The organism is Thioclava sp. JM3, from assembly GCF_002213185.1.
Lineage (GTDB): Bacteria > Pseudomonadota > Alphaproteobacteria > Rhodobacterales > Rhodobacteraceae > Thioclava > Thioclava nitratireducens.
The window spans coordinates 96793-122433 of sequence record NZ_NBOB01000010.1; the positions used below are offsets into that span (position 1 = coordinate 96793).

The window sequence follows — 25641 nt, forward strand, 5'->3', positions numbered from 1 at the left end:
CGGTCACAATCTGAGATGCAGAGCGCCCCGGGGGAGACCTCGGGGCGTTTTGCATTGGGCCGCACGGGCTATCCGCACCCGGTGTGCTGTCATCCGATACTGGGGGAGATGTTATTGAATGACATCCCCGGTTCGGCGCAAATGCGCTCAAGACGGACCCGCAGCGCGATTGGCGCGTTACGGCGGGACTTCCGCTTTCGCAAGGAGTGCCTAAATCTATGGTCATGAAACAGATCCGCATCCTGCTCGCCGCGATCTTCACGCTGGCGCTCGCCCTTCCGGCTTCGGCCGGGAAAGTCTCGCTGAATCAGATATCGTCCTATCTGAACTCGCTGACCTCCGCTTCGGCGGATTTCACGCAGGTCAATTCGGACGGGTCTATCTCGACCGGCAAGCTGTTCATCAAGCGGCCCGGCCGGGCGCGCTTCCAGTACAATAACGACAAGACTTTGGTGCTGGCCTCGGCTAACCGCGTCGCTGTGTTCGATCCGAAATCGAACCAGCCACCGGAGCAATACCCGCTGGTGAAGACGCCGCTGAACCTGATCCTCGGGCGCAATATCGACCTGAATCGTAACGGTATGGTCGTGGGCTATACGACGGACGGGCCGAAGACGATCGTCACCGCGCAGGACCCGCAGCATCCTGAATACGGGAATATTCAGCTCATCTTCACCGACGGGCCGGTTGAGCTGCGCCAATGGGTGATCACCAACCAGTCAGGCGAGAAGACCACGACGATCCTCAACAACCTCCAAAAAGGCGGCAACTTTGCCACCTCGATGTTCTCGATCGACCAGGCGTTGGCCCAGCGGCGCTGATTGCTCAGCGCCGGCAGGCTTGAAGCTGGATCTCGTACATCTGCGCGCGGGATGCGACTCGGTCGGCCACGGCGAGAAGCCAGGATTTCGACCGGTGTGACCCGCGCGAATAGCCGCCGCGCCCTTCGTGATAGGCGAGATACTGGTTGCGCGCGTCGGCCTTGGAGATGCCGAGCTTCTTCTGCGTGCCATCCATGTACCAACCCATGAAGTCGGTGGCATCCGAGATGCGGTTGCGCCGGGCACCGAAGCGACGGGTATCTTCGCGATACTCGTCCCAGGTGCCGTCGAGGGCTTGGCTGTAGCCGTAGGCAGAGCTCTGGCGGCCCAGCGGGATGATCCCGAGCGCGAATCGCTGCGGTGTCTTCGCGTTGCCGTCGAACTTGCTTTCCTGGTGGATCGTGGCCATCTGAACCGCGACCGGAACGCCCCATCGGGCCTCCGTCCGGCGCATGGCGTTGAAATATTGCGGACGCTCCTTGATGATCGCGCAGGCGTCATCAAGGTTGCGCGGGGGCTTGGACGGTCCGCCTCCGCAGGCGGCCACCGCAAGCAATACGCCGAGGGCGAGGTATTTCTTCATAGCTGCTCTTCTTTGCTCTGACGGCCTTGTTTTTTGTCATCCTATGCGTAATTGGCCCGTTCGAAAACCGGGAAACGCACGATGTCAGCGGACTGTCGCGACGAATCGGACAATCTGTTTCCGGCGGAAATGAGGCGAAAACGTGGACCTGAGCGGTTTCACGATTTAGGTATTAGGTATGAGGATAGACATGCATACCACGCACGCGAAATATCACATCGGCCAAGTGGTGCGACATCGCAACCACCCGTTCCGGGGGGTGGTCTTCGACGTCGATGCAATCTTCTCCAACTCGCAGGAATGGTACGACGCGATCCCCGAGGAGTCGCGCCCGTCCAAGGATCAGCCCTATTACCACCTGCTCGCGGAGAACGACGAAAGCTACTATGTGGCCTATGTGTCCGAGCAGAACCTCGTCGCGGATTTCTCCGGCGAGCCGGTGAGCCATCCCGATCTCGATGATCTGTTCGGTGAGTTCGGCAACGGCTCCTATCGGCTGCAATTCCATATGAACTGAACGACCCTGCGGGTTCGGCGCCGGCTTATCCCTCCTGCAGTATCTCGACCGGTTCCAGCGGCATCCGGAAGGCCAGCAGATTGCGCCCGTCCTGCCGGTGATAACCAAGATCGGTCGCGAGGTCGCGGATCAGGAACCAGCCAAAGCCGCCTTCGGGCAGACTGCTCGGGTCGGGCCGCTCCGGGTCGCGGTCCCGGAGGTCGAGGCAGGCCGGGGGCAGAGGGATCCCGTCATCGCTGACCGAACAGTTGAGCCCTTTTCGGTCGCGGACGATGGATAACGCGATCACGCCCTCCTCGCTTTCGCCGTAGCTGTGTTCGACGATGTTGTTGAGGATTTCCGCGAGGATCAGTTCCAGTGTTCCGGCCTCTTCCTCGGTCATCAGACGGATGAAACGCGCCACCGCAGCCCGCAGGGCATCACGCACCGCGATCGGCGTCGCCGGAAAGCTGAGGTTGAAGACGCGCACCTCGCCCCCATCCGGGCGGGGGTCTGGGCGCGCAGTCGCGGCGGGGGCTCTTGCATTCAGACGCTCACGCATATCTCCGGCCCTTCCCCAAGGCGGTTGCGAGATCGGCATGGATCGGCAGGACCGAATTCATGCGGGTGAGGCGGAAAACTTTCACCACATTCGGTGTCAGCCCGCAAAGCTCCAGCTGTCGGTCGGGGGCGAGCGATTTCATCACCGCCACCACCGCGCCGAGGCCGGAACTGTCGAGAAACTCCACCTTCGAAAGGTCGAGCAGTACCCGCGGCGCGGGCTGCATCGTCACATCGCGCATCCGTTCCTTGAACCTGAGGGCGATCGCAGCGTCCAGCCGCGCCTCGGCCAGATGGACGACAAGCGCGCCTTCCAGCGCTTCGGCAGTAAGGTTCATGTACGCCTCCCGCGGTTGATCTGACGGGAAGGCTAGACGGCAATGCTTACCATTCGGTATCCGTGGAACAGGATTTTGGAGGATATCATGGAAAACGTGGTGATCGTCGGAGCGTCGCGCACGCCGATGGGTGGGATGCAGGGCGTCTTCGCAGGTGTGTCTGCGTCCGAGCTGGGCGGTGTCGCCATCAAGGCGGCGATGGACGGTGCGGGTGTCGCGCCTGCGCGCATCGAGGAAGTGCTGATGGGCTGCGTGCTGCCCGCAGGTCAGGGGCAGGCGCCCGCGCGGCAGGCGGGTTTCGCGGCGGGCCTCGGCGAAGAGGTGCCCGCGACGACGCTGAACAAGATGTGCGGCTCGGGCATGAAAGCGGCAATGGTGGCCTATGACCAGATCGCGCTTGGCCAGACCGGGGTGATGGTCGCGGGCGGCATGGAGAGCATGACCAACGCGCCTTACATGCTGCCGAAGATGCGCGCAGGGGCGCGGCTCGGCCATGCGCAGGCGCTCGATCACATGTTCCTCGACGGGCTGGAGGACGCCTATGACAAGGGGCGCCTGATGGGCACCTTCGCGGAGGATTGCGCGCAGGCGTTCCAGTTTACCCGCGAGGCGCAGGACGATTACGCGATGGCGTCGCTGAACCGTGCCGTTGCCGCGGAGAAATCCGGGGCCTTCGCGGGTGAGATCGCGCCCGTGACGGTGAAGAGCCGCAAAGGCGAGACCGTGGTGGCGATCGACGAGCAGCCGGGTAATGCGCGCCCCGACAAAATCCCCCAACTCAAGCCCGCCTTCCGCAAGGACGGCACGGTGACGGCGGCGAATTCGTCCTCGATCTCGGACGGGGCGGCGGCGCTGGTGCTGGCCTCCGAGGCCGCGGCGAAGGCCGAGGGGCTGCCGATCCGCGCACGCATTCTGGGCCATGCGAGCCATGCGCAGGCGCCGGCCGATTTCCCGACGGCTCCGGTGCCGGCGGCGGAAAAGCTGCTGAAGAAGCTGGGCTGGACGATCGAGGATGTCGATCTTTGGGAGGTCAATGAGGCCTTCGCGGTCGTGCCAATGGCCTTCATGCACAAGCTGGGCATTTCGCATGACAAAGTAAACGTGAATGGCGGCGCCTGTGCGCTTGGCCATCCGATCGGCGCGTCGGGTGCGCGGATCATCGTGACGCTGCTCAATGCGCTGGAAAAGGCCGGTCTCAAGCGCGGCGTGGCCGCGATCTGCATCGGTGGGGGCGAGGGCACGGCCATCGCGATTGAACGGGTATGAACGTGGATTACCAAGACCTGACGAAACGCATCGCGGCGCTGACCGAGGGCGAGACCGACGAGGTCGCGCTGATGGCGACGCTCGCCTGCGAAATCCACCACGCGGATGACCGCTTCGACTGGACCGGCTTCTACCGGGTCACCGAGCCGGAACTACTGAAGATCGGCCCCTATCAGGGGGGACATGGCTGTCTCGTGATCCCGTTCTCGCGCGGGGTCTGCGGGGCGGCGGCACGCGAGGGGCGCACGCAACTGGTGCCCGATGTCGAGGCTTTCCCGGGCCATATCGCCTGCGCCAGCTCCACCCGTTCGGAACTGGTGATCCCGGTCTATGCGCAGCGGGGCCTCATCGCGGTGCTGGATATCGACAGCGACCAGCCCGACGCCTTCACCGAGGCGGATGCCGCGGCGCTGGAAGCGATCCTGAAAAACGTGTTCGGCCATTTGTGAGGAAGCGATGAAACATACCGGCGCGTGCCTGTGCGGGGCGGTCAGCTACGAGGTCGAGGGAGAGATGCAGCCCGTGGTGGCGTGTCATTGCTCCCAGTGCCGCAAGACCTCCGGCCATGTCTGGGCCTCGTCGCAGGTCGACGCCCATCAGCTCGTGCTGATCAACCGCGACGGGCTGCGCTGGTATCGCTCTTCGGAGACGGCGGAGCGGGGCTTTTGCGCGGTCTGCGGCAGCTCGCTGTTCTGGCGTCTGGATGGGGAGGGGCGGATCTCGATCGCGGCGGGCACGCTTGACCTGCCGACCGGGCTTTCGATGGCGGAGCATATCTTCGTGGCGAACAAGGGCGATTACTACGAAATAGAGCCGGGGCCGCCCCAATCGCCCTGAGGCTTGACCCGACAGGCGGCTCAGTGCATCTCGCAGTCCATGAGTTATGTCTATGACCCGCCACAGGAGGCCCCGCGCATCCTTCATGCCGATCACGAAATCCTCGTGGTCGACAAGCAGGCGGGGCTTCTCTCGGTGCCGGGCAAGGGGCCGGACAAGGCCGATTGCCTCATTGCGCGGCTGCGGGGGATTTACCCCGAGGTGCTGCTGGTCCATCGGCTCGATACCGATACCTCGGGTGTGATGGTCTTCGCGCTGACGCCCCATGCGCAGCGCCATCTCGGTCTGCAATTCGAGAAGCGCCAGACGAAGAAAGCCTATCAGGCGCGGCTCTGGGGGGAACTGGCCGATAAGGAAGGCCGGGTTGATCTGCCGCTTTGTGTCGACTGGCCGAACCGCCCGCGCCAGCATGTCGATCACCAGAACGGCCGTCCCGCGCAGACCGACTGGCGGGTTATCCGGCATGAGGATGGCACGACGCGGGTGCGGCTGATGCCGGTGACCGGGCGCAGCCATCAGCTGCGGGTGCATATGGCCGAACTGGGCCATCCGATCCTCGGCGATCCGCTTTATGCCGAAGGGGAGGCGCAGGAGTTCGAGCGTCTGATGCTCCACGCCGAGACGCTGCGCTTTCGCCATCCCGATGGCGGGATGCATATGACCTTCACCGCGCCGGTCCCGTTCTGAAACCGATACAATCGCAGGTCTTTTCCCCGCCTGCGCGCGCAGGCATACTCCTGCGAGACCTATTGCGGAGAGCCCGATGTCCAAACCCTTGCGCCTTGGTGTGAATATCGATCACGTCGCCACCGTGCGGAATGCCCGCGGCTCGGCCTATCCTGACCCGCTGCGCGCCGCGCGTCTGGCCGAGCAGGCCGGAGCCGACGGGATCACCGCGCATCTGCGCGAAGACCGCCGCCATATCCGCGATGCCGATATCGACGCGCTGCGCGGCGGCATCGACATCCCGCTGAATTTCGAGATGGCCGCAACGCCCGAGATGCAGAAGATCGCGCTGCGCCATTTGCCCCATGCCTGCTGCATCGTGCCGGAAAAGCGCGAAGAGGTGACGACCGAAGGCGGTCTGGACGTGGCGGGCGATGTCTCGCGGCTGACCGATTACGTTGGGCCGCTCGTCGAGGCGGGCATCCGCGTGTCGATGTTCATCGGTCATGATCCGGCGCAGATCGAAGCCTCCGCCAAGATCGGCGCGCAGGTGATCGAGCTGCATACCGGCCATTTCTGCGACATGCACTACGCGGGCGATTTCGCCGCGCGTGATGCCGAGCTGGAGGCGCTGAAAGCGGGCGCAGCCTATGCCGACAGTCTCGGGCTGGAGGTCCATGCGGGCCACGGTCTGACCTACGAGACGGTCGAGCCGATCGCCGAGATGAAGCAGATCCGCGAGTTGAACATCGGCCATTTCCTGATCTCCGAGGCGATCTTCGTGGGGCTCGGCCCCGCGATCGTGCATATGCGCAAGCTGATGGACGCGGCGCGGGGCTGAGGCGGCATGATCCTCGGTATCGGCACCGATCTCGCGAATATCGAGAGGATCGAGCGCACGCTCGAACGCTTCGGCGACCGTTTCCGCAACCGCGTCTTCACCGAAATCGAGCAGCGCAAGGCCGAGCGCCGCAAGGATGTGGCGGGCACCTATGCCAAACGGTGGGCGGCGAAAGAAGCTTGTTCCAAAGCGCTTGGGACCGGGTTGCGGATGGGCATCGCGTGGAAGGATATGGCGGTCACGAATCTGCCAACGGGACAGCCGGTGATGCAGGTCACGGGCTGGGCGGCGGACCGGCTTAAGGAAATGACACCAGAGGGTTACGAGGCCGTCATCCATGTGACGCTGACGGATGACCACCCCTGGGCGCAAGCCTTTGTCGTGATCGAGGCCCGCAAGCTTTCTTGACTCGGGCGCGAGGCCGCGTATTGAGGCCAAGGAATTTTGAGGCAGGGTAAGAGATAATGGCGAAGAACAAGGCCGAGGGCGGTATCCTCGACACGATCAAGACGATTGTCTGGGCACTGGTGATCGCGGGGGTGTTCCGCACGCTGTTCTTCCAGCCCTTCTGGATTCCCTCCGGCTCGATGAAAGACACGCTGCTGATCGGCGACTTCCTCTTCGTGAACAAGATGGCCTACGGCTATTCGCGCTATTCCTGCCCGTTCTCGGCCTGTCCCTTCGACGGGCGCCTGCTGGCCCGCGACCCCAAACGTGGCGACGTGGTGGTGTTCCGCCATCCGACGAAGAACGTCGATTTCATCAAGCGTCTGATCGGCCTGCCGGGCGACAAGATTCAGATGATCAACGGCGTACTGCAGATCAACGGCAAAGCGGTCGAGATGAAGCCCGAGCCCGATTTCGAGGAAGTCATGCAACCGCAGGGTCCGCAGGGGCTGTTGCCGCGCTGCTCGAATTCGCCGGTCGGCATGGGCGATACCTGCATCAAGAAACGCTATGCCGAGACGCTGCCCAACGGCGTCACGCATGACATTCTGCAGATCAATAATGACGGTCCCGTGGACAACACGCCCGTCTACACCGTGCCCGAGGGCATGTATTTCTTCATGGGCGACAACCGCGACAATTCCGAGGACAGCCGCTTCCCGCAATCGGTGGGCGGTCTCGGCTTCGTCCCGAAAGAGAACCTGATCGGCCGGGCGGACCGGGTGATGTTCTCCTCGGCGGGTCGCTCGCTGTTCTACTTCTGGACCTGGCGTCCGGATCGGTTCTTCAAGGCGATCAATTGAAGCTGAGCGCGGAGATCAAGGCATTCGAGAAGCGCCTCGGGCACAAGTTCAAACGGCCCGAGCTGCTCGCGCGCGCGCTGACGCATAGCTCGATCTCCACGCCGACCCGGCCCGACAACCAGCGGCTGGAATTTCTGGGCGACCGCGTTCTGGGCCTCGTGATGGCCGAGGCGCTGTTCCTAGGCGACCGTGCCGCTTCCGAGGGGCAGATGGCGCCGCGCTTCAACGCGCTCGTGCGCAAGGAAGCCTGCGCCGATATTGCCCGCAAGATCGATCTTGGCGCGGTGCTCAAGCTCGGCCGGTCCGAGATGATGACCGGCGGGCGGCGCAAGCTGGCGCTGCTGGGCGACGCGATGGAGGCGGTGATCGCCGCCGTCTATCTCGATGGCGGGTTCGAGGCGGCGAAAGAGCTGATCCTGCGGCTCTGGGAAGACCGGCTCGAAAGCGTCGAGGAGGACGCCCGCGACCCGAAAACCGCGCTGCAGGAATGGGCGCAGGCTCGCGGTCTGCCGCCACCGCGCTACGAGATCACCCATCGCGACGGTCCCGATCACGCCCCCAATTTCACCATCGAGGTGAGTCTGGAGAACGGCGCGCGCGAAACGGCCAAGGCCGGATCGAAGCGTCAGGGCGAGATGACGGCGGCGAAGACGCTGCTGAAACGTCTGGAAGACGACGCCGAGGGCTGAGATTTCGTTGGGACCGGGGCGACCAGCCCCGGGCCGCGCCCGACCCTCCCCATGGGAGGGCGCATTGGCGATGTCGGCGCGGGCATATCCGCCACTCAGGCTTGAAAGATAAACTGCCCGGCCACGAATGGGGCGAAGCGCCCACCCAAGGATCGGGCGCGGCCCTCGTCGCACAAGCCACATGACAAGATGACTGGCAACACGCGCCGTTATAAGCTACCCCGCGCCCCGTATCGCTTTCGCGTATCGCCAAAAAGGAATCCACATGACCACACGCGCCGGTTTCGTCGCCCTGATCGGAGAGCCCAATGCGGGCAAATCCACGCTGCTCAACGCGATGGTTGGCGCGAAGGTCTCGATCGTCACCCACAAGGTGCAGACCACCCGCGCCCGCATCCGTGGCGTCGCGATGGAAGGCCAGAGCCAGATCGTCTTCGTCGACACGCCCGGCATCTTCCGTCCGCGCCGTCGTCTGGACCGCGCAATGGTCAATGCCGCTTGGGGCGGGGCGGCCGATGCCGACATGATCGTCCTCCTGGTCGAGGCGCATCGCGGCCTCACCCCGGGTGTCGAAAGCATTCTCGAGGCCCTGCGCGGTCGCGAAGGCAAGCAGCCGGTGGCGCTTGCGATCAACAAGATCGACAAGGTGAAATCCGAGGAGCTTCTGGGCCTGACCGCGAAGCTCAACGAAGCGTTCGAGTTCACCAAGACCTTCATGATTTCCGCAGAGCGTGGCTACGGCGTGCAGGATCTCAAGGAATGGCTTGCGGGTGAGATGCCCGAGGGGCCGTGGCTCTATCCGGAAGACCAGATCGCCGACCTGCCGATGCGCATGATCGCAGCCGAGATCACCCGCGAGAAGCTGACCCTGCGCCTGCACGAGGAACTGCCCTACCAGCTGACGGTCGAAACCGAGAGCTGGGAGGAGCGCAAGGACGGCTCCGCGCGGATCGATCAGGTGATCTATGTCGCCCGGGACGGCCACAAGGGGATCATCCTTGGCAAGGGCGGCGAGACGATCAAGGCGATTTCCAAGGCCGCGCGCGAGGAACTGATCGAGTTTCTCGACCGGCCCGTGCATCTGTTCCTGCAGGTGAAGGTGCGCCCGAACTGGCTCGAAGAGGCCGAGCGCTATTCAGAAATGGGTCTCGATTTCAAGGACTCGAAGTGATGGCCGAGGCGCGTCTGACCACGGATTTCTGGGTCCGCGCCTATCTCAAGCGGCTGGAGCTCGCGAATATTCCGGCCTATGTCACTGCGCATGGGCAGGCATCTTCCGGTGCCGTTCTGGTGAAATGTGCCCGCCTCGACGGGACCGCGCAAAGCTACGAGCGGCGCGCGGATCTGATGACCGGAGAGAGCGCTTGGATGCTGTTGCATGACGGGCCCGAGGCCGAGGTCGATGCCAGCATCCGCAAGCAGCGCAGTTTCGACCCCGACCTCTGGGTGATCGAGATCGAGAGCCGCGACGGGCAAACGTTGTTGGAAGAGGACGGCCTCAGCGGCTGATCCCGAGCCGGTTGAGACCGCGGCCCAAGGTCACGATCACCAGCCCGCCGATCCAGAAGGCGACGAGGAACTTCACGCACCATAGTCCCAGCCCGCCCCAGCCGAGCTTGTCGAGGTTGAGGAAGAAATACGGGTAGAACCCGGTTTCCAGCCCCCGGATCACCGCATAGACCAAATAGATCAGCGGCCAGGCCAACCAGATCACTGCGTGATGGCTGGTCAGCCCACCTTTCGGCGCGAAGGCCAGCCACCAGACCGGAACGAGTATCGGGGCTGCGGTGTGATAAAGCAGGTTCGAGACGTAATCGAGCCCGTGCAACGGCGTGTCGCCAGCCAGAAGCAGGTGATAGACCACGCCGACGATCAGCATCCACAGCACCAGAGCGGCAAGGAACGGTTTGGCCAGCGCCCGCTTGCGCCATGCCATCCAGCCGAAGGCGAGCCCCGCCAGCGTATTCGTCCAGATCGTGAAATAGCGAAACATCAGCCACAGGATGCCCAGCGGCACGGCGGCCTGCGGATGTTCGGCCATGTTGTCGAGGAAGCTTGCGCCGAACGCCGTCAACTCGACGAGGGCGATCAGGGCGGCGAAAAGGGTCGAGGCGCGTGTCATGCGACAAACGCTAGTGCGGCGCGGGGCGTTTGCGCAACTCACGAAGCCGCTTGCGCCGCAACGTCACGGAAAGGATAGTCGCAGCCATGGACTGGCAAGACCTCGGCACGATCCTCTCGGCACGACCGCATGGCGAAAGCTCGATGATCGTCGAGCTGTTCACCTCGGCGCATGGGCGTCACGCGGGCGTGGTGCGCGGCGGGGCGTCGCGGAAGATGGCGGGGATCCTGCAGCCGGGAAACCGGGTCACGGCTACGTGGCGCGCGCGGCTGGAAGATCACCTTGGCAGTTATACGATCGAGCCGCTGCAGAGCCGCGCGGGGATCCTGTCGGACCGGCAGGCCTTGGCCGGGCTGAACGCGGCGACGGCGCTGCTGCGGTTCACGCTGCCCGAGCGCGAGGCGCATGACGCGCTGTTTCTGGCTTCCGAGGCGCTGTTCGACGCGATGGCCGAGGGCGGCGACTGGCTGCCGACCTATCTGCGCTGGGAGTTGGGACTGCTGGAGGAGATGGGCTACGGGCTCGACCTGTCGCGCTGCGCGGTGACCGGGTCGCGCGACGATCTCGCCTATGTCAGCCCGCGCTCGGGGCGTGCGGTGAGCCGTCAGGGGGCCGGGGAATGGGCGCCGAGACTGCTGCCGCTGCCGCTCTGCCTGCTGGGGCAGGGGCCCGCGAGTCTAGGCGAGATCGTGCAGGGGCTGCGGCTGACCGGGTTCTTCCTTGGCGAGCGGATGGCGCCGGATCTGGGAGACCGGCCCTTGCCCGAGGCGCGGCAACGGTTCGTGGATTTGCTGGGGCGGAGCGCGCGGTAGCTCATGGAGCGTGGCGCGGGGCGACGAGCCCCGGGCCGCGCCCGACCCTCCCCCGGGAGGGCGCATTGGTGATGTCATCGCGGGCACATCCGGCATGCGGGCTTGCGAGATAAAGCGCCAAGCCACTGGCGGAGCACAGCGCCCACCCAAGGGTCGGGCGCGCCCCTCACCTCAAGCTCAAGGCCGCTCGCGATCGTCCAGCAACAGCGTCAGCAGCGCCAGATCCAGCCAGCGCCCGAACTTCTTGCCAACCTGCGGCATCAGGCCAACCTGAGTGAAGCCCAGCCGCTCGTGCAGCCGGATCGACCCGTCGTTTGCGGCATCGATCGCGCCGACCATGACGTGAAACCCGCCCTCTTTGGCACGCTCGATCAGTGCCGCCATCAGCTTCGCACCCTTGCCGCCCGCGCGGTGGTCGCGATGGACATATACGGAATGCTCGACGCTCAGGTGATAGCCGTCATGGGGGCGGAACGGGCCGAAGCTCGCATAGCCTACGGCGCGCCCGTTCTCTTCCCAGACCAGAACGGGATAACCCGCCGCCTGCCGATCCGCGATATAGGCGCGGCGGTTCTCGGGGCCGACTTCGATCTCGTTCCAGATCGCGGTCGTGTTGCGCACCGCGTCATTGTAAATCTCGGTGATCGCCTCTGCGTCTTCGGCCTTTGCGTCGCGGATCATCTGTGCCCCTCCAGTTCGTCGCGCCAGATTTGGCCGCGAAACCGGGCGAGCGCAACGCTATTTCTGCGCGATGAAATGTCCGGTGCGGCGCACGGCCTCGGCGGCGGGCACGAATTCCACGCCCAGATCGCGCGTCGCGGCCTCGTTGCTGAGCCGCATCGTCATCCCGAGCATCGGCTTGATCAGCGCGATCTGTTCGTCGAACAGCGCGAGGATCGAGACGATCCAGTTCGGCGCCTTCCGGGTCGGGATCTTGCGGTCGGGGAATTCGGCCTTCAGTACCTTCGCCATCTCCAGGAAGGACATGAAGCTTGCCGCACAGATGTAGCGGCGACCGATGCTCTCGGGGCGGTCGAGCGCCGCGACATGGCAGGCGGCGACATCGGCCACATCGACCACCGGAATGTCGAACTCCGGCGCCATCGGGTCCTTGCCCGCCATCAGCCGCTCGATCACCGCGACCGACGAGCCGGTATGGCGATCCATCGGCGTGCCGCAGACGAGGCCCGGATTGATCACCGTCAGCTGCATCTCGTGGTGATCCTCGATGAATTCCCACGCCGCTTCCTCGGCGAATATCTTCGAGCGCGTATAGGCGCTGCAGGTCGGCGCGCGCGGGTTCGACCAGTCGGCTTCCGTAATCGGGTCGGAGGTCACGCCATGCATCACCGCCTCCATCGAGGAGGTCTGGATCACGCGGGTCACGCCGGCGGCCTGCGCTGCGCTCAGCACCCGCTTGGTGCCCTCGACCGCGGGCTGGATCACCTCGGCCTCGTTCTTGGGCTTGCTGAGCGGGAAAGGGGAGGCGGTGTGGATCACGGCATCGATCCCGGTCATCGCCGCGTCCCAGCCCTCATCCGCCATCAGATCGGCCTCGACGAAGCTCAGCCGCTCCAGCGCCTCGGGGCCGAGGTCGCGCAGCGCCGCTTTCACCTCTTCGCCCCGGCTGGCCTTGCGCAGCGTGCCGCGCACCTTTTCGCCCTGCGTGAGCAGGTCATAGGCGATGCGTTTGGCGATGAAACCGGTGATGCCGGTGACCAGAATTGTGCGGGCCATTCGCGCCTCTCTGCTTTGAACTCTTTCGTTCAGCTTGCGAGGGCTGCGGGCGGGAGTCAAACGAGAACGGGGCGATGCGAGGTTCGCCCGCATCGCCCCGTAAATTTCAGTGTAGTTCCGGCGCCGCGACGCGCGGCGCGTTCGTGCGTGAGAGGCTCAACTGGATCCTCTCCGAGACGGCACTCACCCCAAAAGCCTGCGCGCAATCACCTGCGCCTGAATCTCGGCGGCACCCTCGAAGATGTTCAGGATGCGCGCATCGCAGAGGATACGGCTGATCTGGTATTCCAGCGCGAAGCCGTTGCCGCCATGGATCTGCAGCGCGTTGTCGGCAGCGGCCCACGCCACCCGCGCACCGAGCAGTTTCGCCATGCCGGCTTCCAGATCGCAGCGATGGCCGTGATCTTTTTCCCAGGCCGAGAAATAGGTCAGCTGGCGGGCGATCATCGTCTCCACCGCCATCATCGCGAGTTTCGAGGATACGCGCGGGAATTCGATCAGCGACTTGCCGAATTGCTTGCGGTCGATCGCATATTGCATCCCGATCTCCAGCGCCGATTGCGCCACGCCCACGGCGCGGGCGGCGGTCTGGATGCGGGCGGATTCGAAGGTCTCCATGAGCTGCTTGAAGCCTTTGCCCTCTTCGCCGCCCAGAAGGTTCTCGCCCTTCACGCGGAAATTGTCGAAACCGAGCTCGTATTCCTTCATCCCGCGATAGCCGAGCACTTCGATCTCGCCGCCGGTCATTCCCTCGGTGGGGAAGGGGTTGTCGTCGGTGCCCGGCGTCTTCTCGGCCAGGAACATCGACAGGCCTTTGTAATTGTCGGTAGCCGGGTCGGTGCGCGCGAGCAGCGTCATCACATGGGTGCGCTGTGCATGGGTGATCCAGGTCTTGTTGCCGGTAATCAGCCAGTCATCGCCATCCTTGACCGCGCGGGTGCGCAACGAGCCCAGATCCGAGCCGGTATTGGGTTCGGTGAAAACGGCGGTGGACAGGATCTCGCCAGAGGACAGGCCCGGAAGCCATTTCTGCTTCTGCTCCTCGGTGCCGCCGCAGATGATCAGCTCTGCCGCGATCTCGGAACGCGTGCCGAGCGAGCCGACACCGATATAGCCGCGCGAAAGCTCCTCGGTCACGACGACCATCGAGGCTTTCGACAGGCCCAACCCGCCATATTCCTCGGGGATGGTCAGGCCGAAGACGCCCAGTTCGGCGAGTTCCTCAATGATTTCCATCGGGATCAGCTCGTCCTTGAGGTGCCATTCGTGCGCGTTCGGCTTCACGCGATCTTCGGCGTAGCGGTAGAACTGCTCGCGGATCATCTCGAGATCTTCATCGAGACCGGACTGCCCGAAGATCGAGCGCCCCTGAACGTCGCGCATCAGCTCGACCAGACGCATCCGGGCGGCGTTGGAATTGCCCGCGGCGATCAATTTCGCGGCCGCGTCCGAGGGCGTCCAGCTGACGCCCATATCGGTCAGGCGCACCATCTCGCCCTGGTTCATCTGGATGCCGCCCGCGATCTGCGCGAGATATTCGCCGAAACCGATCTGCAGGATCAGTTGCTCCATTTCGCCCAGCTTGCCGTCCTCGGTCAGGCGTGCCGCCCAGCCGTGCAGTTGTTTGAGCGCCTGCTGATAGGTCGTCAGCCATGCAAGGCCGTGGGCGCGATACTGGTTCGCTTCGAGCGCGGCGCCGGAAATGCGACCGTCTCTCTCCGTCGCGTTGCGCAGGCTTGCGGTCGCGTCGGAGACCAGCGTCTCCAGCTCGGGCATGCTCGCTTCCGCAAGGCTCAGGAGGTCATCCAGAATGATCGTCGTCGGCATATCGGCCCCGTCATGTGCCATGAGTCGGCTCCTTATTCTGCAGTTGCAGCCTGTGTAGTTACTTCGCAACCGCGGCGCAATAAAAATTCGCCAGCGGCGACAATTGCGACGGATAATGTCGCGGAGGTTGTCGGCGCGGTCGGGTATCCGCCTGATTTCACGTCGCTTCCCGGCTGTATCCCACCGCGTAACCCGATAGAAGCGATGCGGGACACGAAGGGGAGTGCGCATGTTCGGGATGGAAGTTTGGCAGATATTCGCGGCGCTTGGCGTCACGCTTTTCGCGGGTTTCGTGAAAGGCGCGGTCGGCTTCGCGATGCCGATGATCATGCTGTCGAGCTTCGCGTCGTTCCTGCCTCCGCATCAGGCGCTGGCGCTTCTGATCCTGCCGACGCTGGTGACCAACGTGATGCAGGCTTTCCGTCAGGGGGTCGGCGCGGCGGTGGGTTCGATCAAGAATTATCGGCTGTTCATCGCGATGATCATCATCTTCATCCCGATCAGCGCGACCCTCGTCGACGTGATCCCGCAGCCGGTGATGTACGCGCTTCTGGGGGCGCCGATCCTCGGCTTCTCGATCTGGCAGATCTCGGGACGGCAAATTCCGATGCCCACGCGCCATCGCGCGGTGACCGAGACGGGCTTGGGCGTGATCGCGGGACTCTATGGTGGGATTTCCGGCATCTGGGGGCCGCCGCTGATCATCTACCTGATCTCGATCGACGCGCCGAAACAGGAAGCGGTGCGCATCCTCGGCGTCGTCTTCCTGACCGGGGCGATTATCCTGACCGGCTCGCATCTGGTCTCGGGCGTGCTGAACGCGCAGACCATACCGCTGTCGCTGTTGATGATCCTGCCCGCGCTGGCGGGGATGAAACTGGGCTTCAAGGCGCAGGACCAGCTCGATCCGGTGCGGTTCCGGTGGTGGACGCTGATCCTGTTGGGCGTGGCCGGACTGAACCTACTGCGCCGCGCGCTGATGGGTTAAGCCACGAAGGGGCGCAGCCCCTGACGTCGGGCGGAGGCCAGCGTCTTCGCCTCATAGCCCGAGACGATCTTGCGCACCGGCTTGCGATGGAGCGGTAGCCCGCCTTCGCGGACTAGCCCCGCAAAGGCCGTGGTCGCCGCCAGAAGCGGTTGCCGGGCGAGCCGCCCGATATGCAGGCTCTCCAGCTTGCAGCCATCCGCCATCAGCAGGTGATGACCGCCCAGCAACAGCCCGTGCCACTCCAGCACGCCGGGGCAATCGGGTTGCAGCGCGGCGCAGCCATCGGCCAGCGACCGCGCCTCGATCAGCACTTCGTCCTCGCCGAAGATGAAATCCACCGACGGCCCGCTCAGCGCCACGCGGTGTTGGGGCATGACCCAGAGGTCCTGACGCGCCGAGAAGACCGGCGCACAGAGTTTCACCGGACGCAGGTGCCCGATCGCAGGCAGGCTGACCCGGCCCGACCAGAGGACCGGCTGCGGTCCGGCATCGATGGTCTCGACCAGGTCGCCCGCGCGCAGCCGCGCGGCAGGCACCACGCCCTCCGGCGTCTGGATTGGGGTCGCGGGGGCGAAGCAGCCCGCCGGTCCCATCGGTTGCAGATGATCGCCAAGCGCCAGCCAATCGACGCGCGGCCCGATCCGCGCGGGCCCCGCCGGATCGAGCAGGGCCGCGGCCTCGTCACGGGTCAGCGGCAGTGGCGCCACGCCGGCCTGCTGTCGGATCGTGCGCTGGTCGAGCGCCTCCAGCGTCAGCAGGCTCTCGCGTCCCGGCCCGTCCCAGCGCCAAATGAGCCGCATCCGCCCGCCGGTCAGCCGCTCCTGCGTGGCGTCGATGGAGATCGCATGGACCGCCGCGCCGCGCCGCTGCGCCAGCACGATCCGCCCGTCGACATCGAGATTGAGCGAGAGGAAATTCCGCCAGCCTTCGCGCTGATGCAGATGGATCAACGGCAGGGGCGATTGCTCGCCGCGCATCAGGGTGAATTCCAGCATCAGGCTGCCCCGTGCGAGCAACTCCGGCAGTCTGCGCTCGTCGAACATGACCGCGCCGCGATGTGCCATCTGCGCACCGATCCAGCCCTGTTGCGCCCTCATCTGCGACGCTCCGAATGCTGCCTTGATCCCATGCCTGTCTCCGCGCCCGGGGAAGCCGACACGGAAAACGCACGCCGCCCGAGAGGGCCGCGCGTGGGTCTGCTGCGTCTGAATCCGGGCTTTGCCCTGCTCGATACGCCCGATTCCGGGCTTTTGCTTTTGACATATCATGGCACCGCAACAGGCCCTTGGGTAGTGCTTGTCTCTGCGTCACGTGCGCCCGGTGGCGGGCCTGCAACAGCCATTGCCCCTAGGGCTTCGGCACTCTAAGCCTGTAGCGCTGAAAAGGAGTGCCCATGACGACCGACCCCATCCGCCTGAGCGCCGATCTGATCCGCTGCCCCTCGGTGACCCCGGAGGAGGGCGGCGCGCTCGTCTTGCTCGAAGATCTGCTGAGCGGGGCGGGCTTTTCCTGCACGCGCGTTGATCGCAACGGCACGCCGAACCTCTACGCGCGCTGGGGCGCGAAGGGGGCGGCGAAGAGCTTCGGCTTCAACGGGCACACGGATGTCGTGCCGGTGGGCGATGCGGCTGCCTGGACGCACGATCCCTTCGGCGCCGAGATCGTCGACGGCGTGATGTGGGGGCGCGGAGCGACCGACATGAAGACCGCCGTTGCTGCCTTCGCCGCCGCAGCGGTGGATTTCGTGACCGAGACGCCGCCCGAAGGCGCGGTGATCCTCGCCATCACCGGCGACGAGGAAGGTCCGGGCCGCGACGGCACGCGGGCGCTTCTGGATTGGATGAAGGCCGAGGGCGAGGCGATGTCGGTCTGCCTCGTGGGCGAGCCGACCTGCCCGAACGAGATGGGCGAGATGATGAAGATCGGGCGGCGTGGCTCGCTCAGCTTCTATATCGAGGCCGAGGGCGTGCAGGGCCATGCCGCCTATCCGCATCGCGCGAAGAACCCGCTGCATGCGCTGGTCGATCTGCTGGGCCGGATGACCGCAGAGCCGCTCGATAACGGGACCGATCATTTCCAGCCCTCGAGCCTGCAGATCACCACGATCGATTGCGGCAACCCGGCCAATAACGTGATCCCGGCCAAGGCGCGCGCGACCGTGAATATCCGCTTCAACGACGCCCATACCGGCGAGGGGCTGATCGCCTGGGCCGAGGCCATGGCCTCCGAGATCGCCGCCGAGACCGGCATCCGCATCGCGCTCAACCCCGATATCTCGGGCGAAAGCTTCGTCACGCCGCCCGGCCCTTTCGTCGACCTCGTCGCGAAATCGGTCGAGGCGGAAACGGGCCGCGCGCCGGAGCTGTCCACCTCGGGCGGCACCTCGGATGCGCGCTTCGTGAAGGATCACTGCCCGGTCGTGGAATTCGGCCTCGTCGGCGCGACGATGCATCAAGTGGACGAGCGTGTCCCGGTTGATCAGATCTTCACGCTCAAGCGCATCTATGCGCGCACATTGAAAGACTATTTCGCATGATTAAGATCGAGCCGGTCACCGATTATACCCCCTGCCACGCGCTGCGCCGGGCCGTGTTCATCGAAGAACAGGGCATCCCGGAGCCCGAGGAATGGGACGATCTCGACGATCAGGCGATCCATCTGCTGGCCACGGATAACGGCACGCCGCTCGGCACCGCGCGGCTGATCCGCAAGGGTGAGACCGGCAAGATCGGCCGTATCTGCGTGGCGAAATCCGCGCGCGGCACCGGACTTGGCGCGGCGCTGGTGCGCGACGCCTGCGCGCGGTTCGAGGAGATGGGCTGTACCCGCGCCTATCTCTCGGCTCAGAGCTACGCGATCCCGTTCTATGAAAAGCTCGGCTTCGTGCCTTATGGCGAGGATTACGACGACGCGGGCATTCCGCATCGCGATATGGAAAAGCCGCTCTGAGCTTCCTATTCGCGAAAATGTCCCGGAGGGCGCGTCACTGCGGGGGCAGAGCCCCCTCCGCCTAGGCCATGCGCGCCTGCGCGCGGGGGCCGCGCCCCTCGACACCCACGAATAGCGTTCCACTCTTTGAGTGACGCCCCTCACGCCCCATGTTAGGCAAAACCATGAGCAAACCCGCCCCCATCCCCTCGCGCCAGCAGATCCTCGACTGGCTGAACGACAACCCCGACCAAGGGGCCAAGCGCGACATCGCGCGGGCTTTCGGTGTGAAGGGGCAGGCGAAGATCGAGCTGAAGCGCATTCTCAAGGACATGGCCGACGAAGGCCTGATCGAGAAGCGCCGCCGCAACTTCCGCGACCCCAATGTGCTGCCGCCGGTGTCCGTACTGCGGGTAATGCGCGAGGATAGTCAGGGCGATCAATGGGCCGAACCTGCGGAATGGAGTGGCGAGGGGCCTGCGCCCTTGGTTCTCTTCGTTCCGAAGGACGGCGATCCTACGCTGGCCGAGGGCGACCGTATCCTCGGTCGCCTGACCCCGGTCGAGGATGAGGATTACGGCTACGAGGCGCGGCTGATCCGCAAGATCGGCCAGGCCTCGCATCGCATCGTCGGCATCTTCCGCAAGAATGCCGAGGGCGGGCGGATCATGCCGATCGACAAGGGGGTCGGCAACGAATGGCAGGTGCCGGCGGCGGTCACGCAGGGCGCCAAGGATGGCGAGCTGGTCGAGGCCGAACAGACCGGGCCGCGCGGCCGCATGGGCCTGCCCAAGGCGCGCGTGATCGAGGTGCTGGGCGATCCCTCCGCGCCGAAGGCGGTCTCGCTCATCGCGATCCATCAGCATGGCATCCCCGACGATTTTCCCGATGTGGTCGTGGCCGAGGCCGATGCCGCCGAGCCTGCGCCTCTGGGCGAGCGCGAAGACCTGCGCAAGCTGTCTTTCGTCACGATCGACCCGGCGGATGCCCGCGACCGCGACGACGCCGTACTGGTGATCCGCGATGAGGATCCGAAGAACGAGGGCGGCTTCCTGATCTGGGTGGCGATTGCCGATGTGGCGCATTACGTTACGCCGGGCTCCGAGCTGGACCGCGAGGCTCGCAAGCGCGGCAACTCCACCTATTTCCCCGACCGCGTCGTACCGATGCTGCCGGATCGTCTGTCGGGCGATCTGTGCTCGCTGCACGAGAATGTGGACCGTGCGGTATTGGCGGTACGGATGAAGATCGACGCGCAGGGGCGGAAGGTTTCGCATCGCTTCACGCGCGGGATGATCCGTTCGGTCGGCTCGCTCGAATACGGGCAGGTGCAATCGGCGCGCGACGGCAACCCGGACGAGAAGACCGAGGATATGGTCGAGGAGATCATCGACCCGATCTACGAGGCTTACGAGGCGCTCAAGCATGCTCGTGCGATCCGTCAGCCGCTGGAACTGGACCTGCCCGAGCGGCAGATCGTGATCGGAGACGATGGCCATGTCGCCTCGATCCGGTTCAAGGAACGGCTCGATGCGCATAAGCTGATCGAGGAGTTCATGGTGCTGGCCAACGTGGCCGCCGCCGAGGAACTGGAGAAGTTGCGCCGTCCGCTGCTGTATCGTGTCCACGAAGAACCCAGCCTCGAGAAGATCGAGAGCCTGCGCGAAGTGGCGCAGGCGTCGGGCTTCACGCTGGCGAAGGGGCAGGTGCTGCAGACCGCGCATCTGAACAATCTGCTGAGCCAGTCCGAGGGCTCCGAGTTCGACGAGTTGATCAACATTTCGACGTTGCGCTCGATGACACAGGCCTATTACGCGCCGACGAATTATGGCCATTTCGGCCTCGCGCTGCGGTCCTACGCGCATTTCACCTCGCCGATCCGGCGCTATTCCGACCTGATCGTGCACCGCGCGCTGATCCTCGGCCATGGCTGGGGCAAGGACGGGCTGAGCGCGTGGGATATCGAGAACCTCGAGGACACGGCAAAGCAGATTTCCGATACCGAGCGCCGTTCGATGGTGGCCGAACGCGACACGACCGACCGCTATCTGGCTGCTTACCTGTCGGACCGCGTGGGCAGCGAGTTCACCGGCCGCATTTCGGGCGTGCAGAAATTCGGCGCTTTCGTAAAGCTCGACGAGACCGGCGCGGACGGGCTGATCCCGATCCGCGAGATCGGGCGCGAGTTCTTCCATTTCGATCGCGAGGCGCAGGAGCTGGTGGGCTCCGATACCGGCATGGTTATCACGATTGGGCAGCGCGTCCGGGTGCGGCTGTCGGAGGCCGTGCCGATCACCGGCGGGCTGATGCTGGAGCTGCTGGAAGTCGAAGGGCAGGGGATGCCCTCGGGCGACGGCAAGCGCCGCAAAGGACGTCGTCCCGGCACCCGCCCGCCGCGCAAAGGGCCCGGCAAGGGACCGCGCAAACCGGCCCGCGACGCTGCCAAGAAAAAGGCTGTCGCGCGCAAGGTGAAACGCACGCGCAAGAGCTGAGGCCTTAGAGCATCCACTCGATCGGCAGACGCTGCGCCACCCACAGGAAGATGCGATGCGAGAAGGGCACGCCCGGCTCGCGCTTGCGGACGCCGTGACCGGGCCGCGACCAGCGCAATTGCTGCGCACGGGTCAGGCGCAGCCGCCATGCGCGGGTGGGGATGAACTCCTTGAACGTCTCGGAGATCTCGCTCGCGATCTCGGGCGCAGCGATCACGATCCCCAACTCGGTATTCAACCGCATCGAGCGCGGATCGAAATTGAACGAGCCGATGAAAACCCGCGCGCGATCCACCGCGAAGACCTTGGCGTGCAGCTTGTTGCGCGAAAACGGCGAGGTGCCGCGAATGTCGGAGCCAAGCAGCCGTTCGCGCCGGTTACGCTCGTTCGGGCGGCGATCTTCGGCATCGGCGGCGTATTCGTAAAGCTCGATCCCGGCGCGCAACAACCCTTTGCGGCGATGGGCATAGCCCGAATGCACGAGCGCCACATCGGTTGCGGCATAGGAGTTCGTCAGCACCTTGATCTTCGCCCCCGATTTCGCGATCCGCTTGAGATAGCGCACGCCGGTCCGCGTCGGCACGAGATAGGGCGTGATCAGCACCAGTTCCTGCATCGGCTGGCCGAGGGCACGCACCAGATATTGCCAGAGCAGCTTGCGCCCCTGCAAAAGCCCGTGAATCTTCGACGGGTGGTCGTAGATCAGCTGCGCCTCGGCGAAGATCACCGGCGCCTTGCCCGACAGCAGCCGAGAGAGCCGGTCGGGATGCCGCAGGTCCACGGCATAGCGCTTCGCCTCTGGCTCGGAGAGACGAACCTCCTCATCCTTGATGATGTCTTCGGCTTCCGCTGCCTTGCAGCCACCCAGCATTTTCTCCGCCGGGATCGCGGGCGGGGCGTTCCAGTAAAGGTCGAACTGCTTTCCGATCTGCGCCAGAACGGGCCCTGCGACGGCGACGTCGAGATCCATGTAGAGCCCGCTCTCGGAGAGGCTGTTGAAGTAGTCGTCGCCGATATTGCGCCCGCCGAGGATCGCCATCCTTCCATCCGCGATCATCGCCTTGTTGTGCATCCGGCGGTTCAGACGACGAAAATCGGAGAGGTAGCCGAGAACCCGCGCGGTCCGGATCGGGAAGGGGTTGAAGAGGCGCACCTCGACATTGGGCAATTCGTCGAGCGCGGCCAGCGTACGGTCCATCCCGGCGGTGCCGTTGTCGTCGATCAGAAGCCGGACATGGACCCCGCGTCCGGCCGCCCTGCGCAGCGCGCCGAGCATGATCGCGCCCGCAGTATCGTTCTGCCAAATGTAATATTGCAGATCGAGAGAGACCTCCGCCGCTTCGATGAGTTCCAGTCGCGCCGCAAGCGCATCGAGCGGATCGGCGAGCAGCTGGACCGCGTTTTTCGTTTCGAGCCCCGCAAGCCGGTCCTGCAGCGCGGTGGCAAAGCGGCCGGTTTCGGGGGCGATCTGCATCTTCGACTCGGGGAAGGGCCCTTTCGGTCGCCGATGCGACAGCCTCGCGACGATCAGAGTCAGGCCGGCCAGGGCGATGAGGCCAGCGAGCAGGGCGAAGCCCAGAATATGAAGCAGTTCCAGTTTCATGGCTGGCATCATGTAGGCGGTTCAAGGGTTTAGGAAAGTGGGCTTCGCGCATGAAAAAGGCCGGCGTGATCGCCGGCCCCTTTAAATATTTCGTGTTCCCGGTTCAGCGCATCAACCGATCGCGGCGGCTTTTACATCGTCGTCGATGTAGGGCACGTATTGCGCGAAATTGTCCGAGAACATCTCGACCAGTTTCTGCGCCTGCGCGTCATAGGCGGCCTTGTCGTCCCAGGTGCGGCGCGGATCGAGGAGCACGTCCGAGACGTTCGGGACCGAGACCGGAACCTCGAAGCCGAAGTTGGGATCCTTGCGGAACTGCACGTTGTGGAGCGAGCCGTCGAGCGCGGCTTTCAGAAGCGCACGGGTCGCCCGGATCGGCATCCGCGAGCCGGTGCCGAAGGCGCCGCCGGTCCAGCCGGTATTGACCAACCAGCAGGATGCGCCAACGTCGCGGATCTTCTCCTGCAGCAGCTTGCCGTAGACCTCGGGGCGGCGCGGCATGAACGGCGCGCCGAAGCAGGTCGAGAAGGTCGGGATCGGCTCGACCACGCCCACCTCGGTGCCCGGCGTCTTCGAGGTGAAGCCCGACAGGAAGTGATACATTGCCTGCGCCGGGGTGAGCCGCGCGATCGGCGGCAGCACACCGAACGCGTCGCAGGTCAGCATGATCACGTTCTTGGGCTGGCCCGCCATCGCGGTATCCGAGGCGTTCGGAATGTAATGCAGCGGATAGGCGCAGCGCATGTTGTCGGTGATCGAGTTGTCGTTGAAGTCCAGCTCCAGCGTCTCCTCGTCGAAGACCATGTTCTCGATGACCGTGCCGAACATCGAGCACGTATCGTAGATCTCCGGCTCTGCCTCTTTCGAGAGGTTGATCGTCTTGGCGTAGCAACCGCCCTCGAAGTTGAAGATGCCGTTGTCGGACCAGCCATGTTCGTCATCGCCCACGAGGATGCGCGAGGGGTCGGCCGAGAGCGTCGTCTTGCCCGTGCCCGAGAGGCCGAAGAAGACCGCCGCGTCGTCGGGATCGTCGATCGCGTGGTTGGCCGAGCAGTGCATCGCCATGACGCCTTCGCCGGGCAGAATGTAGTTGAGAAGGGTGAAGACGCCCTTCTTGTTCTCTCCCGCGTAGGCGGTGTTGCCGATCAGGATCGTCTTCTTGTCGAAGTTCAGCGCGATCACGGTTTCCGAGCGGCAGCCGTGCTTCGCGGGGTCGGCCTTGAAGCTGGGGCAATTGATGATCGTCCATTCCGGATCGAACGCGTCGAGCTCCTCGCGCTCGGGGCGGCGCAGCATGGTGCGCAGGAACAGTCCGTGCCATGCAAGCTCGGCCACCAGGCGCACGTCGAGACGGTGCTCTGGATCGGCGCCGCCGAAGAGGTCCTCGACGAAGTAATCCTTGCCCTTCATGTGCTCCAGCATGTCGGCGTGGAGGCGATCAAAGGCGTCGGGCTCCATCGGGGCGTTGTTCTCCCACCAGATGGTGTCCTCGACGGAGGTGGTGCGCACGACGAACTTGTCTTTGGGCGACCGGCCGGTGTGCTTGCCGGTCGTGCAGTAGAAGGCGCCGCCCTTGCCGAGTATGCCTTCGTCGCGCTTGATCGCTTCTTGGATCAGCGCCGGTTCCAGCAGGTTGTAATAGACATTCCCGAGACCTTCGATGCCTTGATCTTCCAGTCGTTTCGCGGGGTTAACGCGTCCAATGTCCATCTGATGCTCCCGATGCCGTCGCGCGGCGTTCACAGGGTTATTCCCGGCGCGTCGGGGCCTCGAAGCGCCGATCCAAGCAACAATCTTACCCGGATGGATCGCCTATAGCATGACATTTTTGCAATGGAACAGAATGGTAGGGTGCAGTTAGCGCAACCATCCGGAGGTTTAGCGCAATCACGGCGAAATGTCGCGGAAAGGTGAGGCAAATTAGTCAAAGGTTGGGAAATTCTGGCTCTATTGATTCGCGAAAACTTGGTGATTCGCAGCTTTTTGTTGATTTGAAGGCAGTGAACGCGGAATATGTGCGTAAACGCGGAATAAGTGCGTAATAACGATAAAGTAGCAGTGAAGGGGTATTCCGACATGTCGAGAATCGCGCTGGTCGATGACGACCGCAATATTCTGACCTCGGTCTCGATGACGCTCGAGGCGGAAGGTTACGATGTCGAAACGTATAACGATGGACAGGCTGCATTCGACGCGTTTACCAAACGCCTTCCCGACATGGCGGTTCTGGATATAAAGATGCCGCGGATGGACGGCATGGAGCTGCTTCAGCGGCTCAGGCAGAAGACCGCGATGCCGGTGATCTTTCTGACCTCCAAGGACGATGAGATCGACGAGGTTCTTGGTCTTCGCATGGGGGCGGACGACTACGTCAAGAAGCCGTTCTCGCAGCGTCTTCTGGTCGAACGCATCCGCGCGCTGCTGCGCCGGCAGGAAGCGATCTCGACCGGCGAGGTCGCCTCGACCGAAGACACCAAGGTGATGGTGCGCGGCTCGCTCGAGATGGATCCGCTGCGCCACGCGGTGACCTGGAAGGGCAAGGATGTCACGCTGACCGTGACCGAATTCCTGCTGCTTCAGGCGTTGGCCCAACGGCCCGGTTTCGTGAAGTCGCGCGATCAGCTTATGGACGTGGCCTACGACGATCAGGTCTATGTCGACGACCGCACGATCGACAGCCACATCAAGCGCCTGCGCAAGAAGATGCGCAGCGTCGACGATGATTTCTCGGCGATCGAGACACTCTACGGCATCGGGTACCGGTATAACGAAGAGTGATCCCAC

The 25641-nt window shown here is 64.3% G+C and carries 28 protein-coding genes; 18 read left to right on the forward strand and 10 right to left on the reverse strand.

Features of this window, described 5'->3' with window-relative positions; genetic code table 11:
* Positions 1-224 precede the first annotated feature (224 nt).
* The gene (locus tag B6V73_RS17265) at positions 225-821 is read left to right on the forward strand and encodes an outer membrane lipoprotein carrier protein LolA (protein WP_075776891.1); all 597 of its coding nucleotides are present in this window, start codon (positions 225-227) and stop codon (positions 819-821) included.
* A 4-nt stretch (positions 822-825) separates the two neighbouring features.
* On the opposite strand, the gene B6V73_RS17270 is transcribed toward B6V73_RS17265, so the two are convergent.
* Complete coding sequence (locus tag B6V73_RS17270; protein WP_075776840.1) at positions 826-1404, reverse strand: lytic transglycosylase; 579 nt, start codon at positions 1402-1404, stop codon at positions 826-828.
* A gap of 190 nt (positions 1405-1594) precedes the next feature.
* Between B6V73_RS17270 and hspQ the strand changes: the two genes are divergently transcribed.
* Positions 1595-1921: a heat shock protein HspQ gene (hspQ, locus tag B6V73_RS17275; RefSeq protein ID WP_088725920.1), complete on the forward strand. Its 327-nt coding sequence runs from the start codon at positions 1595-1597 to the stop codon at positions 1919-1921.
* Positions 1922-1946: 25 nt separating this feature from the next.
* Here the strand turns inward: hspQ and B6V73_RS17280 are convergent, their stop codons facing one another.
* Both B6V73_RS17280 and B6V73_RS17285 read right to left on the reverse strand, forming a co-directional pair.
* Positions 1947-2462: an ATP-binding protein gene (locus B6V73_RS17280; RefSeq protein WP_168174927.1), complete on the reverse strand. Its 516-nt coding sequence runs from the start codon at positions 2460-2462 to the stop codon at positions 1947-1949.
* Positions 2455-2799 (reverse strand): STAS domain-containing protein, encoded by a 345-nt coding sequence (locus B6V73_RS17285; protein ID WP_088725922.1) that lies wholly within the window; start codon positions 2797-2799, stop codon positions 2455-2457. The genes B6V73_RS17280 and B6V73_RS17285 overlap by 8 nt, the downstream gene beginning before the upstream one ends.
* 87 nt (positions 2800-2886) lie before the next feature.
* On the opposite strand from B6V73_RS17285, the gene B6V73_RS17290 reads away from it, so the two are divergent.
* The 10 genes from B6V73_RS17290 (at position 2887) to B6V73_RS17335 (ending at position 9857) form a co-directional block, all read left to right on the forward strand.
* The gene (locus tag B6V73_RS17290) at positions 2887-4065 is read left to right on the forward strand and encodes an acetyl-CoA C-acyltransferase (protein ID WP_075776843.1); all 1179 of its coding nucleotides are present in this window, start codon (positions 2887-2889) and stop codon (positions 4063-4065) included.
* The gene (locus B6V73_RS17295; RefSeq protein ID WP_075776844.1) at positions 4062-4514 is read left to right on the forward strand and encodes a GAF domain-containing protein; all 453 of its coding nucleotides are present in this window, start codon (positions 4062-4064) and stop codon (positions 4512-4514) included. The genes B6V73_RS17290 and B6V73_RS17295 overlap by 4 nt, the downstream gene beginning before the upstream one ends.
* A gap of 7 nt (positions 4515-4521) precedes the next feature.
* The gene (locus B6V73_RS17300) at positions 4522-4902 is read left to right on the forward strand and encodes a GFA family protein (RefSeq protein ID WP_075776845.1); all 381 of its coding nucleotides are present in this window, start codon (positions 4522-4524) and stop codon (positions 4900-4902) included.
* 39 nt (positions 4903-4941) lie between these two features.
* The gene (locus B6V73_RS17305; RefSeq protein WP_088720513.1) at positions 4942-5589 is read left to right on the forward strand and encodes a pseudouridine synthase; all 648 of its coding nucleotides are present in this window, start codon (positions 4942-4944) and stop codon (positions 5587-5589) included.
* Between the two features lie 76 nt (positions 5590-5665).
* On the forward strand, positions 5666-6409 hold the full coding sequence (locus tag B6V73_RS17310; protein WP_088720512.1) for a pyridoxine 5'-phosphate synthase: 744 nt from the start codon (positions 5666-5668) through the stop codon (positions 6407-6409).
* A 6-nt stretch (positions 6410-6415) separates the two neighbouring features.
* On the forward strand, positions 6416-6817 hold the full coding sequence (acpS, locus tag B6V73_RS17315; protein WP_075776848.1) for a holo-ACP synthase: 402 nt from the start codon (positions 6416-6418) through the stop codon (positions 6815-6817).
* A 53-nt stretch (positions 6818-6870) separates the two neighbouring features.
* Positions 6871-7659, forward strand: a complete 789-nt coding sequence (gene lepB / locus B6V73_RS17320; protein ID WP_075776849.1) for a signal peptidase I — start codon at positions 6871-6873, stop codon at positions 7657-7659.
* Positions 7656-8348, forward strand: a complete 693-nt coding sequence (rnc, locus tag B6V73_RS17325) for a ribonuclease III (protein ID WP_088725923.1) — start codon at positions 7656-7658, stop codon at positions 8346-8348. Before lepB ends, rnc begins: the two co-directional genes overlap by 4 nt.
* Before the next feature lie 265 nt (positions 8349-8613).
* Positions 8614-9519, forward strand: a complete 906-nt coding sequence (era, locus tag B6V73_RS17330) for a GTPase Era (protein WP_088725924.1) — start codon at positions 8614-8616, stop codon at positions 9517-9519.
* A complete protein-coding gene (locus tag B6V73_RS17335) occupies positions 9519-9857 on the forward strand; it encodes a DUF1491 family protein (RefSeq protein WP_075776852.1) in 339 nt (112 codons plus the stop codon). The genes era and B6V73_RS17335 overlap by 1 nt, the downstream gene beginning before the upstream one ends.
* On the opposite strand, the gene B6V73_RS17340 is transcribed toward B6V73_RS17335, so the two are convergent.
* On the reverse strand, positions 9847-10470 hold the full coding sequence (locus tag B6V73_RS17340) for a Pr6Pr family membrane protein (protein ID WP_075776853.1): 624 nt from the start codon (positions 10468-10470) through the stop codon (positions 9847-9849). The two genes, B6V73_RS17335 and B6V73_RS17340, sit on opposite strands and share 11 nt — an antisense overlap.
* Positions 10471-10556: 86 nt before the next feature.
* Here B6V73_RS17340 and recO point away from each other — a divergent pair, with 86 nt between their 5' ends.
* Entirely contained in the window at positions 10557-11282 is a 726-nt protein-coding gene (gene recO / locus B6V73_RS17345; protein ID WP_088725925.1) for a DNA repair protein RecO, read from the forward strand.
* A 177-nt stretch (positions 11283-11459) separates the two neighbouring features.
* Here recO and B6V73_RS17350 read toward each other — a convergent pair whose 3' ends face one another.
* From B6V73_RS17350 to B6V73_RS17360, 3 genes are all read right to left on the reverse strand, one after another.
* On the reverse strand, positions 11460-11963 hold the full coding sequence (locus B6V73_RS17350; protein ID WP_088723445.1) for a GNAT family N-acetyltransferase: 504 nt from the start codon (positions 11961-11963) through the stop codon (positions 11460-11462).
* 57 nt (positions 11964-12020) lie between these two features.
* Positions 12021-13019 (reverse strand): aldehyde reductase, encoded by a 999-nt coding sequence (locus B6V73_RS17355; protein WP_088725926.1) that lies wholly within the window; start codon positions 13017-13019, stop codon positions 12021-12023.
* A gap of 183 nt (positions 13020-13202) precedes the next feature.
* Complete coding sequence (locus tag B6V73_RS17360; RefSeq protein WP_088725927.1) at positions 13203-14867, reverse strand: acyl-CoA dehydrogenase family protein; 1665 nt, start codon at positions 14865-14867, stop codon at positions 13203-13205.
* A 208-nt stretch (positions 14868-15075) separates the two neighbouring features.
* Between B6V73_RS17360 and B6V73_RS17365 the strand changes: the two genes are divergently transcribed.
* Positions 15076-15834, forward strand: coding sequence for a sulfite exporter TauE/SafE family protein (locus tag B6V73_RS17365; protein ID WP_088725928.1), 759 nt, complete (start codon positions 15076-15078; stop codon positions 15832-15834).
* Here the strand turns inward: B6V73_RS17365 and B6V73_RS17370 are convergent.
* The gene (locus B6V73_RS17370) at positions 15831-16931 is read right to left on the reverse strand and encodes a Hint domain-containing protein (protein WP_166504619.1); all 1101 of its coding nucleotides are present in this window, start codon (positions 16929-16931) and stop codon (positions 15831-15833) included. The two genes, B6V73_RS17365 and B6V73_RS17370, sit on opposite strands and share 4 nt — an antisense overlap.
* A gap of 296 nt (positions 16932-17227) precedes the next feature.
* Between B6V73_RS17370 and dapE the strand changes: the two genes are divergently transcribed.
* The 3 genes from dapE to rnr all read left to right on the forward strand — a co-directional run bounded on the left by dapE (position 17228) and on the right by rnr (position 21254).
* Positions 17228-18370, forward strand: a complete 1143-nt coding sequence (dapE, locus tag B6V73_RS17375) for a succinyl-diaminopimelate desuccinylase (protein ID WP_088725930.1) — start codon at positions 17228-17230, stop codon at positions 18368-18370.
* Complete coding sequence (locus B6V73_RS17380) at positions 18367-18783, forward strand: GNAT family N-acetyltransferase (RefSeq protein WP_088725931.1); 417 nt, start codon at positions 18367-18369, stop codon at positions 18781-18783. The genes dapE and B6V73_RS17380 overlap by 4 nt, the downstream gene beginning before the upstream one ends.
* A 164-nt stretch (positions 18784-18947) precedes the next feature.
* Positions 18948-21254 carry a ribonuclease R gene (gene rnr / locus B6V73_RS17385; RefSeq protein WP_088725932.1) on the forward strand — a complete coding sequence of 769 codons (2307 nt, stop codon included), beginning with the start codon at positions 18948-18950 and terminating at the stop codon, positions 21252-21254.
* A 4-nt stretch (positions 21255-21258) separates the two neighbouring features.
* On the opposite strand, the gene B6V73_RS17390 is transcribed toward rnr, so the two are convergent.
* Entirely contained in the window at positions 21259-22857 is a 1599-nt protein-coding gene (locus B6V73_RS17390) for a phospholipase D family protein (RefSeq protein WP_168174928.1), read from the reverse strand.
* 111 nt (positions 22858-22968) lie between these two features.
* Positions 22969-24567, reverse strand: coding sequence for a phosphoenolpyruvate carboxykinase (locus B6V73_RS17395; RefSeq protein ID WP_088725934.1), 1599 nt, complete (start codon positions 24565-24567; stop codon positions 22969-22971).
* A gap of 366 nt (positions 24568-24933) precedes the next feature.
* Between B6V73_RS17395 and B6V73_RS17400 the strand changes: the two genes are divergently transcribed.
* On the forward strand, positions 24934-25635 hold the full coding sequence (locus B6V73_RS17400) for a response regulator transcription factor (RefSeq protein ID WP_075776864.1): 702 nt from the start codon (positions 24934-24936) through the stop codon (positions 25633-25635).
* Positions 25636-25641 lie beyond the last annotated feature (6 nt).

Excerpts from the sequence above, each read along its gene's own strand:
- B6V73_RS17310 (WP_088720512.1), top strand. The coding sequence starts at position 5,666 with ATGTCCAAACCCTTGCGCCTTGGTGTGAATATCGATCACGTCGCCACC.
- B6V73_RS17365 (WP_088725928.1), top strand. The coding sequence starts at position 15,076 with ATGTTCGGGATGGAAGTTTGGCAGATATTCGCGGCGCTTGGCGTCACG.
- B6V73_RS17335 (WP_075776852.1), top strand. The coding sequence starts at position 9,519 with ATGGCCGAGGCGCGTCTGACCACGGATTTCTGGGTCCGCGCCTATCTC.
- B6V73_RS17300 (WP_075776845.1), top strand. The coding sequence starts at position 4,522 with ATGAAACATACCGGCGCGTGCCTGTGCGGGGCGGTCAGCTACGAGGTC.
- B6V73_RS17395 (WP_088725934.1), bottom strand. The coding sequence starts at position 24,567 with ATGGACATTGGACGCGTTAACCCCGCGAAACGACTGGAAGATCAAGGC.
- B6V73_RS17270 (WP_075776840.1), bottom strand. The coding sequence starts at position 1,404 with ATGAAGAAATACCTCGCCCTCGGCGTATTGCTTGCGGTGGCCGCCTGC.
- dapE (WP_088725930.1), top strand. The coding sequence starts at position 17,228 with ATGACGACCGACCCCATCCGCCTGAGCGCCGATCTGATCCGCTGCCCC.
- B6V73_RS17355 (WP_088725926.1), bottom strand. The coding sequence starts at position 13,019 with ATGGCCCGCACAATTCTGGTCACCGGCATCACCGGTTTCATCGCCAAA.
- B6V73_RS17295 (WP_075776844.1), top strand. The coding sequence starts at position 4,062 with ATGAACGTGGATTACCAAGACCTGACGAAACGCATCGCGGCGCTGACC.
- hspQ (WP_088725920.1), top strand. The coding sequence starts at position 1,595 with ATGCATACCACGCACGCGAAATATCACATCGGCCAAGTGGTGCGACAT.
- B6V73_RS17350 (WP_088723445.1), bottom strand. The coding sequence starts at position 11,963 with ATGATCCGCGACGCAAAGGCCGAAGACGCAGAGGCGATCACCGAGATT.
- B6V73_RS17290 (WP_075776843.1), top strand. The coding sequence starts at position 2,887 with ATGGAAAACGTGGTGATCGTCGGAGCGTCGCGCACGCCGATGGGTGGG.
- recO (WP_088725925.1), top strand. The coding sequence starts at position 10,557 with ATGGACTGGCAAGACCTCGGCACGATCCTCTCGGCACGACCGCATGGC.
- B6V73_RS17340 (WP_075776853.1), bottom strand. The coding sequence starts at position 10,470 with ATGACACGCGCCTCGACCCTTTTCGCCGCCCTGATCGCCCTCGTCGAG.
- B6V73_RS17360 (WP_088725927.1), bottom strand. The coding sequence starts at position 14,867 with ATGGCACATGACGGGGCCGATATGCCGACGACGATCATTCTGGATGAC.
- B6V73_RS17285 (WP_088725922.1), bottom strand. The coding sequence starts at position 2,799 with ATGAACCTTACTGCCGAAGCGCTGGAAGGCGCGCTTGTCGTCCATCTG.
- B6V73_RS17380 (WP_088725931.1), top strand. The coding sequence starts at position 18,367 with ATGATTAAGATCGAGCCGGTCACCGATTATACCCCCTGCCACGCGCTG.
- B6V73_RS17390 (WP_168174928.1), bottom strand. The coding sequence starts at position 22,857 with ATGAAACTGGAACTGCTTCATATTCTGGGCTTCGCCCTGCTCGCTGGC.
- era (WP_088725924.1), top strand. The coding sequence starts at position 8,614 with ATGACCACACGCGCCGGTTTCGTCGCCCTGATCGGAGAGCCCAATGCG.
- B6V73_RS17400 (WP_075776864.1), top strand. The coding sequence starts at position 24,934 with ATGTCGAGAATCGCGCTGGTCGATGACGACCGCAATATTCTGACCTCG.
- B6V73_RS17305 (WP_088720513.1), top strand. The coding sequence starts at position 4,942 with ATGAGTTATGTCTATGACCCGCCACAGGAGGCCCCGCGCATCCTTCAT.
- B6V73_RS17370 (WP_166504619.1), bottom strand. The coding sequence starts at position 16,931 with ATGAGGGCGCAACAGGGCTGGATCGGTGCGCAGATGGCACATCGCGGC.
- rnr (WP_088725932.1), top strand. The coding sequence starts at position 18,948 with ATGAGCAAACCCGCCCCCATCCCCTCGCGCCAGCAGATCCTCGACTGG.
- acpS (WP_075776848.1), top strand. The coding sequence starts at position 6,416 with ATGATCCTCGGTATCGGCACCGATCTCGCGAATATCGAGAGGATCGAG.
- B6V73_RS17280 (WP_168174927.1), bottom strand. The coding sequence starts at position 2,462 with ATGCGTGAGCGTCTGAATGCAAGAGCCCCCGCCGCGACTGCGCGCCCA.
- B6V73_RS17265 (WP_075776891.1), top strand. The coding sequence starts at position 225 with ATGAAACAGATCCGCATCCTGCTCGCCGCGATCTTCACGCTGGCGCTC.